This is a genomic window from Mycobacterium sp., from assembly GCF_050701515.1.
Classification (GTDB): domain Bacteria; phylum Actinomycetota; class Actinomycetes; order Mycobacteriales; family Mycobacteriaceae; genus Mycobacterium.
This window is the reverse complement of record NZ_JBOGDB010000006.1, coordinates 1-8549: the sequence shown is the minus strand read 5'-3', so window position 1 is coordinate 8549 and position 8549 is coordinate 1. Positions and strand designations below refer to the sequence as shown.

The 8549-nt window shown below is 67.6% G+C and carries 11 protein-coding genes and 1 pseudogene; 2 read left to right on the top strand and 10 right to left on the bottom strand.

What is annotated here, in order from left to right:
• Nucleotides 1–480: 480 nt before the first annotated feature.
• A pseudogene (locus tag ACRDU5_RS00910) lies at nucleotides 481–729 on the top strand (PNPOx family protein); the annotation flags it as partial.
• 1 nt (nucleotide 730) lies between these two features.
• On the opposite strand, the gene ACRDU5_RS00905 reads toward ACRDU5_RS00910, so the two are convergent.
• Nucleotides 731–2095 (bottom strand): cytochrome P450, encoded by a 1365-nt coding sequence (locus tag ACRDU5_RS00905; protein WP_526612339.1) that lies wholly within the window; start codon nucleotides 2093–2095, stop codon nucleotides 731–733.
• Between the two features lies 1 nt (nucleotide 2096).
• A complete protein-coding gene (locus tag ACRDU5_RS00900) occupies nucleotides 2097–2582 on the bottom strand; it encodes a pyridoxamine 5'-phosphate oxidase family protein (RefSeq protein WP_526612338.1) in 486 nt (161 codons plus the stop codon).
• Nucleotides 2583–2600: 18 nt separating this feature from the next.
• Between ACRDU5_RS00900 and ACRDU5_RS00895 the strand changes: the two genes are divergently transcribed.
• The gene (locus ACRDU5_RS00895; RefSeq protein WP_526612337.1) at nucleotides 2601–2945 is read left to right on the top strand and encodes a DUF3024 domain-containing protein; all 345 of its coding nucleotides are present in this window, start codon (nucleotides 2601–2603) and stop codon (nucleotides 2943–2945) included.
• Between the two features lie 33 nt (nucleotides 2946–2978).
• On the opposite strand, the gene ACRDU5_RS00890 is transcribed toward ACRDU5_RS00895, so the two are convergent.
• The 8 genes from ACRDU5_RS00890 to ACRDU5_RS00855 all read right to left on the bottom strand — a co-directional run.
• Nucleotides 2979–3572, bottom strand: coding sequence for a TetR/AcrR family transcriptional regulator (locus tag ACRDU5_RS00890; protein WP_526612336.1), 594 nt, complete (start codon nucleotides 3570–3572; stop codon nucleotides 2979–2981).
• The gene (locus ACRDU5_RS00885; RefSeq protein WP_526612335.1) at nucleotides 3559–4416 is read right to left on the bottom strand and encodes an oxygenase MpaB family protein; all 858 of its coding nucleotides are present in this window, start codon (nucleotides 4414–4416) and stop codon (nucleotides 3559–3561) included. The genes ACRDU5_RS00890 and ACRDU5_RS00885 overlap by 14 nt, the downstream gene beginning before the upstream one ends.
• 122 nt (nucleotides 4417–4538) lie before the next feature.
• Nucleotides 4539–4787 carry a hypothetical protein gene (locus ACRDU5_RS00880; RefSeq protein WP_526612334.1) on the bottom strand — a complete coding sequence of 83 codons (249 nt, stop codon included), beginning with the start codon at nucleotides 4785–4787 and terminating at the stop codon, nucleotides 4539–4541.
• Nucleotides 4784–5275, bottom strand: coding sequence for a transport-regulating membrane protein Mce1N (gene mce1N / locus ACRDU5_RS00875; RefSeq protein ID WP_526612333.1), 492 nt, complete (start codon nucleotides 5273–5275; stop codon nucleotides 4784–4786). Before mce1N ends, ACRDU5_RS00880 begins: the two co-directional genes overlap by 4 nt.
• Nucleotides 5272–5646, bottom strand: coding sequence for a hypothetical protein (locus ACRDU5_RS00870; protein ID WP_526612332.1), 375 nt, complete (start codon nucleotides 5644–5646; stop codon nucleotides 5272–5274). Before ACRDU5_RS00870 ends, mce1N begins: the two co-directional genes overlap by 4 nt.
• Nucleotides 5647–5670: 24 nt before the next feature.
• On the bottom strand, nucleotides 5671–6081 hold the full coding sequence (locus ACRDU5_RS00865; RefSeq protein ID WP_526612340.1) for a hypothetical protein: 411 nt from the start codon (nucleotides 6079–6081) through the stop codon (nucleotides 5671–5673).
• Nucleotides 6069–7049, bottom strand: a complete 981-nt coding sequence (hemB, locus tag ACRDU5_RS00860) for a porphobilinogen synthase (protein ID WP_526612331.1) — start codon at nucleotides 7047–7049, stop codon at nucleotides 6069–6071. The genes ACRDU5_RS00865 and hemB overlap by 13 nt, the downstream gene beginning before the upstream one ends.
• 20 nt (nucleotides 7050–7069) lie before the next feature.
• On the bottom strand, nucleotides 7070–8549 hold a 1480-nt coding region (locus ACRDU5_RS00855; RefSeq protein ID WP_526612330.1), incomplete at its 5' end, for a bifunctional uroporphyrinogen-III C-methyltransferase/uroporphyrinogen-III synthase.

Here is an 8549-nt window from a genome sequence, read left to right as displayed (position 1 = left end):
CCGGTGATCTGTTCGGCTGGAACGCCGAACTGGACGTCGGGATCGGGTTCGTCGCTGGGCATGAGATCGAAGTGCACGGCGGGTCCTTTCAGGACGGGTTGATCACGTGATGGGTCGAGTTGCGCGGGAGCACGGCACCCCTTCCTGCTTACCCGAACAGCGGCGCGCGACCGCTGCGGCGTACCGCGGACTGGTATTGCCGGCCTCGACGTTCCACGCCACTGCGCGTTTGATGCTGAATCCGAGGAGCTGTGCGATGACGGCGGCGGGGAGTTCGCCCGCGAGTTCGATCAGAGCAGTATTCCTAGCGATGAGAGGGGAAATCCCAATCCTTCTTAGTCGCACACCCATTTGGCTCGCCGACAGGTGACGACTTGAGCGCCCTCCCGGAAAAAGCCACGGATTGGTGCTGACGCCAACGGCGGCGTACGAAGCAGTCTGCCCCGATCATGCATCTGATGCAATTCCGCGCGGTTCGCGCCGCTGAACGTGTTCCCCACCGACAACGGGGTGGCCGTGTTGCTCACCTATGGACCCGATCGGGACTGGCTGAAGAACATCACGGCCAGCGGGGGTGGTCACATGAAGCGCTACGGCAAGACGATCGAGCTAGTCGATCCCCAGGTGGTGTCGAAGGCGGAGGCGGCGAAGTCGGTGACTGGCTTCTGGCGGCTGCTCTTCGGACGGCTGCCGTTCGAGGAGGCGGTACTGCTGAAGCGCGCCAGCTAGTTCAGCGCCGCGCGTCGACGCGGGCCCTGATGGGCCCCTCGGCGACCGTGGTGAACGGCACCGCGACAGGGAAATCCTGGCCCACCGAACGGATCTCGGTAGACCGGATGATGGTGGCCAGTGCGAGAGTTGTTTCCAACCGCGCGAAGTGTTCACCGATACACGAGCGTGGTCCGGCAACGAACGGGAGAAATTGCCAGCGGTCGCGACCCTTGGAAACCTCCGGGGCGAATCGGTCAGGGTCGAAGATCAGCGGGTTGGGCCACAGCTCCGGGTCCCGATGCAAGGCATAAATGCCCACGGCCATGAGACTGCCCGCCTCAACGCGGTAGCCATCGACCGCAATGTCGCGCAGCGCCAATCGCCCGACACCCGCGGCCGGCGGGCACAGCCGCAGCGCCTCGTGCAGCACCTGAACGGTGTATCCGAGCCTGGGTACATCCTCGGGCGTCAGCTCCCGATCGCCGATCTGGGCAGCCTCCACGGCGACGCGGTCCTGCACGTCAGGATGGTGCCCCAGCGCCCACAACGTGTAGGTCAGCGCCGTCGCGGTGGTGTCGTGGCCGGCAAGCATGAAAATCAGCAGGTCGTTACAGATGTCGTCGTCGGACAGCGACCGCCCGGTTTCTGGGTCGCTGGCCGCGATCAACGCGTGCACGAGCGGTGCATCGCGGGTCGGGTCGGTGCGGCACGCCTGCAGGATCTCGTTGGTGACAAGGCGCATCGACGCCACCGCGGCGCGAGCGCGGCGGCGCGCCGGAGTCGGTAACCATCGAGGTGCACGCAACGGCCGCAGCGCGCGGTCAGCGGTGTAAGAGGACGCAACATGCATGTGTTCGGCAATCACGTCCGCGCGTTCGTTGAGATCGATGCCCAGCACGGAGCGACCCAGCGACTGCATGGTCAGCCGGCGACACTCTACGTCGAGATCGACTTCACCGCCGTCGCGCCAGCGGTCGACGAACGTCTGCGCCGCCCGGGACATATGGCCACCAAAATGGCGGACGTTCGGTTTGGTGAACACCGGCTGCAATGCGCGCCTGCGCGGCAGCCATGCCACATTGGGCAGGACAAACAGGCTGTCGCCGGCCAGATGCCGCACTTCCTCATGGATGATGCATCGCTCGGAGAAGGCGTCCTTGCGGCCCAACACGTCGCGGATCCCGTCGGGCGACATAACGGCCACAAGTGGCGGGAACAACCACTTCGGGCCAAACTGCACGCGAGTTATCGGGCCGCCAGCGTGGCGTATCAGTTCCTGCCCGGTGTCGAGAGTCCTTACCGCCTTCAGCAACCGGCGATATGGCAGCGGGTTCTTCGGTGCCAGCGGCAGCGCGCTGACGTCGGGCGTCTCGGTTACCACCATGTCACGTCGCCGTCCAGCTGAGTGTTTTGCCTTCGCCCTTCATCATCACCGTGCCGGGCATCACCCGCAGCCGGTACGGGGTGAGCCGGAGCACCGCGAACTCGTCGGAAGTGGGTCCGGCTTTCCACATCGGGATGATGTACGGGTCGTAGCCGACGGGCTCTGGTCCATTGGCGAACCTGTGCCACACCGCCGTGCGGGTTTCGTCGTCGGAATACCACTCCACCAGGCACTCGGCGCTGCAGGTGTCGTGGTTGGTGGTCCAGTAGCTGACCGACACCTCCGGGTTGGCCGCTAGGTGGGCCCGCTTGACCGGGGTGGGCACGGTGGCGATCCAGCCGAGCAGGTCGATGCCGTCCCACTCCCAGATCGGGTGCAGTATGCGGGTCCGCGGCCGGCCATTGGCGTCGACGGTGGCCACCGATGCCCACACGATCGAGTGGGCCATCTCGACGAATGCGGGTGCTACTCGCTCCAGCGGGGTCATAGACCTAACCTAGGCAACGTGCCACTGCCGGATGAAGACGTTGCGCTCGTGCGGCGGTGGGTCGACGCGCTGAACTCCGGAATGCCGGCGCATGTGACAAGCCAGCTTCGATACCGGTTGGACATCGAACGCAACGCGCTCACAATCGTCGAATGCCGGCCGGTATCGGTGGATGATCCCCGCGGCAAGTGGTTTGAGGTATTCGTAGCCCGGCTGCGCTTCTTCAGGTCGCGTGGCTGGGAGCTCTATTGGCCGGACCGCAACTCGGAGTTTCACGTGTACGACCTGATCGAGCCTACGCACGATGTGACAGTGCTGCTTGACGAGATCGACGACGATCCCACATGCATCTTCTTCGGTTAGTACATCACCTGCCCTGATGTGGCGAGCAGACGGTTAGGCCGGCACCGCCCGCAGTGCCGCGGGCAGGCTGGGCAGGAAGTGCTGGGTGGCGAATTCGCGGATGTCGTCGGCGGTGGCCAGCGGTTTCGGGCCGGGCAGCAGCAGCGCCATCGCCGCGTAACGCAGGATGGTGTCGGCCAGCTCATTGACTCCTTGTTCGCCGATCCGGTCGGCGAACCCGTCGGGGAAGATCACTCGCAGTGCGTCGGCCATCCGCTCGATCCCGGCGCCGTAATGCCGGCGGGCCAGTTCGAGCACCAGCGCCGGCTCGTCGGTCATCATCCGGTTCAGCACACGGTGGCGGCGGAACCGCAAGATCGACAGGGTGAAGGCTTCGACGTAGTAGTTCGATTGCGGGCCTGCCTGTTTCAGCTCGGTGGCGATATCCGCGAACAGGGCCACGTTTTCGCGTTCGACGACGGCGGCCACCAGGTCGTCCTTGTTGGCGAACCGCCGGTAGATGGTGGTGCGGCTGACCCCGGCGCGCCGCGCGACGTCCTCGAGAGCGACGCGACGGAAGCCGTGCTGTTCGAACTCGACGATGGCTGCGTCGAGGATGGCTTCGGTGGTCGGGTCAGGAGTGGCCATACCCGGCTTGGGCGAACTTGTTGTAGCGCAGCCGCATCGGCAGATGATCCCACCACCAGTTCACCGCTCGCGACCGCGACAGTGTGGCGAAACGTTGGTAGCGCCGTTCCTGGCGCTCGCTCCATGGCAGTCCCAGCAGCTGTCGCGTCCGCGGCGGCATGCCGCCGGTGGTCAGGAAGGCGGCGATCGGATTGAACACCGCTGAGAGCACCCGCCACAGCGCCGCCGGCACACCCTTCGGGCGCGGGTAACCCTTGGTGACGTACCCGACGCCGTACTTGGCGGTCGGATGCGCGACGACGATCTGGTCGATCATCCGGTCCCAGTACCGTTCGAACTCCGCGTAGTCGGCCGGCATCGCCCGCTCGCTGACGCCGTAGCGCCGGTACCAGGTCTTGGACTCGAGATAGATCTGCTCCTTCTCGTCGCGGCTGAGCCGCTTGACGAAGGTGTCGGCGAAATAGAGCACCTGGTCGACGAACGTGGCATGCGCCCAGAAGTAGGTGTCCGGGTCGAGCGCGTGGTAGCGCTCGCCGTCCGGCATGGTGCCCTTGATTTCGTGGTGGAAATCGCGGACCTGCTGGCCGGGGTTGTCGTCGTCGCTGCCGTAGACCGTCATAAAGATCGGCGGCAACGACCGCTTCACCCGGGCGGCGGTGTCGTCGAAGAACACCGAATGGTCGAGCACGCCCTGGCCGAGCTCGGCGAGCATGTTCTGCAATACCGCGGGCCGAGGGCCGATCAGGAACATCCGGTTGTCGCCGAAATAGCGCCAGACCAGCGATTGCGGGCCCAGCGGCAAGGCGTCATCGAGGCGTTGCGGGGTTTGTGCCAACTCCGTCATGTGAAACAGTGTTACAAATTTCGCACTCTGTACCAAGGTTCTGTGAGCGGCCTCACGCTCGGAGGTCGCCGAGAGAGAAGCCAGGGCTGCTGATCGGCCGGCCGATTCAACGACCGGGAATGCTATTTCGCGGGCTGGCCGCGCCGGAGCCGGGCGATGCCGAGCACGGCGAGCACGCCCGCGATCGTCGCCAGCAGCAGCGCCAGCAGCACCATCGGCGGGCTGTAGGCCACCGAGGTCATCTGCGGTTCACCCGCCAGGATCGGGGCGACGGTGACCGTCCATTGCGCGGCCAGCCAGCTCCACGCCGATCCCGCCGCCGCGGCGACGGCCAGCACCAGCTCGATAATCGCGCGGCGGTTCTGGCTCATGGCTTGGGATCGGGCGGGATGCGCTCGTCGACCAGGTTGGTCAGCACGGCCCGCAATTGTTGGTGCTTACGCGCCCACGCCTGCGCGGTGCGGTCATTGGTCAGTTTGATGCCGATTCCGGTGCGGCCCTTCGGCACGCCGGTGAGCTCGCCGAGCGCCCGCGCGGACTGCCATGTGGGCACATCGGGCCCTTCCGGCTCCGGATAGATCCGGACGATGTCGTCCACCTTGGTGAGCTCGGTGCCCTCGCGCAGCGTTGTCGCGGTCAGCTCCACCGAGGTATGAATCCGTGCTGCCTTGACCTGAAGCCCGATGAACCCGGTCACCAGCACCAAGAAGACCCCCGGTACCAGCAGGTGAATCCCGTACCCGGCGGACATCTGGATCAACAGCATCGCGATCGCCGACGCCGGGCCGATCAGCACCCATAACCAGCTGGCGCCCGGTTCGTAGAACAGGACGTTGGACGGCCTGCTGGCTTCAGTCACGACTTCTCCTCGAAATGGGCCGTTGCGGTGGGCCGCGTCATCAGGACGGTCCCGACGACCAGCGGGATCACCGCAAGCAGGGTCAGGACATGAACCACACCGAACGCCGACAACAGCGCTACCAGTACGACGATGGCCAGCGATAGGGCGACGGCTGCCCGGCGGAACCGCCCGTCGCCCGATCGGCTCCGACCGGCCAGAAAGGCCATCCCGGCACCGGCGAGCGCGGTAAGGACGCCGGCGCCGCGGTAGATGGCGGGAAGGCCGACCGACGCCGCGATCAGTCCGCCCACGATCAGCAGCACCGCGGCGGCCAGCCAGCACCAGAACGCTGCGTTGATGGCCCGCGGGCGCCGCGACGGTGCTGACATGGTCGGGCCAGCCTAACGTGCCCCCTAACGGACGAAGTAGGCGTGGGCGTCCTTGCGGTGCAACAGGAACACTCCGCCGGCGATCAGCACCGAGCCGACGATCGCGGTGACCGCGTAGGCGACGGCCGAGGTGGGCGGCCGCTCGATGGAGAACAGGCTGATTCCGGCGTACACCACCGAGGCCACCCCGCCACCGGTGAGCAGCGTGCGGGCCCATCGGTAGCCCTGCCGCATCAGGAACAGGAAGGTGACCACGACCGCCGACAGCGCGAACACGAACACCCCCGAGATGGCAAGGATGATCAGCGCTGGGCGCGGCTCTTGCGTGGTCACCAGGTCGATCAGATAGCCGCAGACCATGATCGGCACCGCCGCCAGCCACAACCAGAAGCCGGTGTCGACGTCGGTTGGCCGCGGTTCGGTCACGCCAGCCAGCGGGCGGCGTCGGCCGCCCAATAGGTCAGCACGATGTCGGCACCGGCCCGCCGGATGCTGGTCAGCGATTCCAGCGCGGCGGCCCGGCCGTCCAGCCAGCCGTTGGCGGCCGCGGCGCTGATCATCGCGTACTCGCCGGAGACCTGGTAAGCGGCCACCGGTACCGGCGAGATGTCCGCCGCCGCCCGAACCACGTCGAGGTAACCCATCGCGGGTTTGATCATCACGATGTCGGCGCCCTCGGCGATATCGAGTTCCACCTCGTGGCGCGCCTCGCGGGCGTTGCCCGGATCCTGTTGGTAGGTGCGGCGATCGCCGCGCAGGCTGGAGGCCACCGCCTCGCGGAACGGGCCGTAGAACGCGGATGCGAACTTGGCCGCATACGCCAGGATCACCACGTCGGTGTGCCCGGCCGCGTCCAGGCCGTCCCGGATCGCGCCGACCTGGCCGTCCATCATGCCGCTGGGACCGACGACGTGGGCGCCGGAATTCGCTTGCGCCACCGCCAGTTCCACGTAACGGATGTTCGTTGCGTCATTGTCGACCTGGCCCGCCGCGTCCAGCACCCCGCAGTGGCCGTGATCGGTGAACTCGTCGAGGCAAGTGTCGGCCATCAGCACGGTCTCGTCACCGAGATCCTTGGCCAAGTCGCGCAGCGCGACGTTGAGGATGCCGTCCTCGGCCACGCCGACGGATCCGCTGGCGTCCTTGTCCTCCTCGCGGGGAACCCCGAACAGCATCAGCCCGCCCACGCCCGCGGCCACCGCGTCGGCGGCCGCCTGCCGCAGCGAATCCCGGGTGTGCTGCACCACCCCGGGCATGGATGCGATCGGCCTCGGCTCGGCGATGCCGCCGGCGACGAACATCGGCAGCACCAAATGCCTTGGCTCCAACGAGGTCTGCGCCACCAATCGGCGCAGGGCCGGGGTCGACCGCAGCCGACGGGGACGGTGACGGGGATAAGCCACTCTCGGCTCCTCAGGACGGACTAGCGGCGACGGCTCTTCTTGCGCGGCGGCGGCAGCGCACCCTCGGCCCGTAGCCGGGCGGCGTGTTCGGCCAGCGCCTCGACCAGGGGACCGACCGCCGCGGTTTCCGGCTGCACATCGACCCGCAGGCCGAATTCCGCTGCGGTTTCAGCGGTCTTGGGCCCGATGCAGGCGACGATGGTCCGGGCGTGCGGCTTGCCGGCGATGCCGACCAGGTTGCGCACCGTCGAGCTGGACGTGAAGCACACCGCGTCGAAACCACCCGTCTTGATCATCTCGCGGGTTTGCGCCGGCGGCGGTGCCGCCCGCACGGTGCGGTATGCGGTGACGTCCTCGATCTCCCAGCCGCGTTCCCGCAGCCCTTCGGCCAGCGTTTCGGTGGCGATGTCGGCGCGCGGCAGCAGCACCCGGTTGACCGGGTCGAAAACGTCGTCGTAGGGCGGGAATTCGTCGAGCAGGCCCAGTGAGGACTGCTCACCGGACGGCACCAGCTCGGGGTTGATGCCGAAGGCCCGCACCCGGTCGGCGGTGGACTCCCCGACGCAGGCGATCTTCACGCCGGAGAACGCGCGGGCGTCCAGGCCGAACTCGTTGAACTTCTCCCAGACCGCACGCACCGCGTTGGTGGAGGTGAACACCACCCACTGGAACCGTCCGTCGACCAGACCCTTGACCGCCCGCTCCATTTGCGCGGGGCTGCGCGGTGGCTCGACGGCGATGGTCGGCACCTCGATCGGCAGCGCGCCGTGCGACACCAGCCGCTCGCTCATCTCGCCGGCCTGATCCTTGGTCCGCGGCACCAGCACGGTCCAGCCGTACAACGCGCGGCTCTCCCACCAGTTCAGCTTCGCGCGGTTGGCAACGGTCTTACCGATCGTCACGACCAGGGCCCCCGCGTCAGCTGGGGACGGTCCGGTCAACGGGCCTGCGGGTTCCGCCGCGCCGATCGCCGCCTTGTCGTTGAGCCCGCCCAGCGTGGTCTCGACCGAGCGCTGCTGACACGTGGTGCCCTGCGCGGTGACCACACACGGTGTGGTGTCGGCCAATCCGTACTCGATCAGGGTGCGGGCCGCCTCGGGCAGATGCGACGCGGTCGCGTGCAGGATCAGCGGACCCGGCGCCGCGGCCAGCGCGGCCCAGTCCACGTCCCCACGGACATCGGCCACGGTGTGGGCCGACCCCAGCGGCAGCCCCGCATAGCTGGGCACCGCGGTGGTGTCGGGCAGCCCGGGCACGATCTCGAAATTCAGGTGGGTGCGCGCCAGCGCGGTCACCTCGGTGATCACCGCATCGACCGACAGCGGGTCGCCGGCGACCAGCCGCACCACGTCCACTCCGGTGCGTGCCTCGGCGGCCAGGATCTTGGCGACCTCGGCCGGATCGCCCAGCGCCGGCCGGATATCGGGACCGCCGGGGAGGGCCGGCGCGGCGGCATCGGCGTCCGTCGCGGGCGCGGCCTCCGCTGGCTCGGGCCCCGAC

What these genes read in the sequence shown, in the direction of transcription:
- ACRDU5_RS00900 (WP_526612338.1), bottom strand. Translation starts at nt 2,582, where the DNA reads ATGACCCCGCTGGAGCGAGTAGCACCCGCATTCGTCGAGATGGCCCAC.
- ACRDU5_RS00885 (WP_526612335.1), bottom strand. Translation starts at nt 4,416, where the DNA reads ATGACGGAGTTGGCACAAACCCCGCAACGCCTCGATGACGCCTTGCCG.
- ACRDU5_RS00905 (WP_526612339.1), bottom strand. Translation starts at nt 2,095, where the DNA reads ATGGTGGTAACCGAGACGCCCGACGTCAGCGCGCTGCCGCTGGCACCG.
- ACRDU5_RS00880 (WP_526612334.1), bottom strand. Translation starts at nt 4,787, where the DNA reads ATGAGCCAGAACCGCCGCGCGATTATCGAGCTGGTGCTGGCCGTCGCC.
- ACRDU5_RS00870 (WP_526612332.1), bottom strand. Translation starts at nt 5,646, where the DNA reads ATGTCAGCACCGTCGCGGCGCCCGCGGGCCATCAACGCAGCGTTCTGG.
- ACRDU5_RS00890 (WP_526612336.1), bottom strand. Translation starts at nt 3,572, where the DNA reads ATGGCCACTCCTGACCCGACCACCGAAGCCATCCTCGACGCAGCCATC.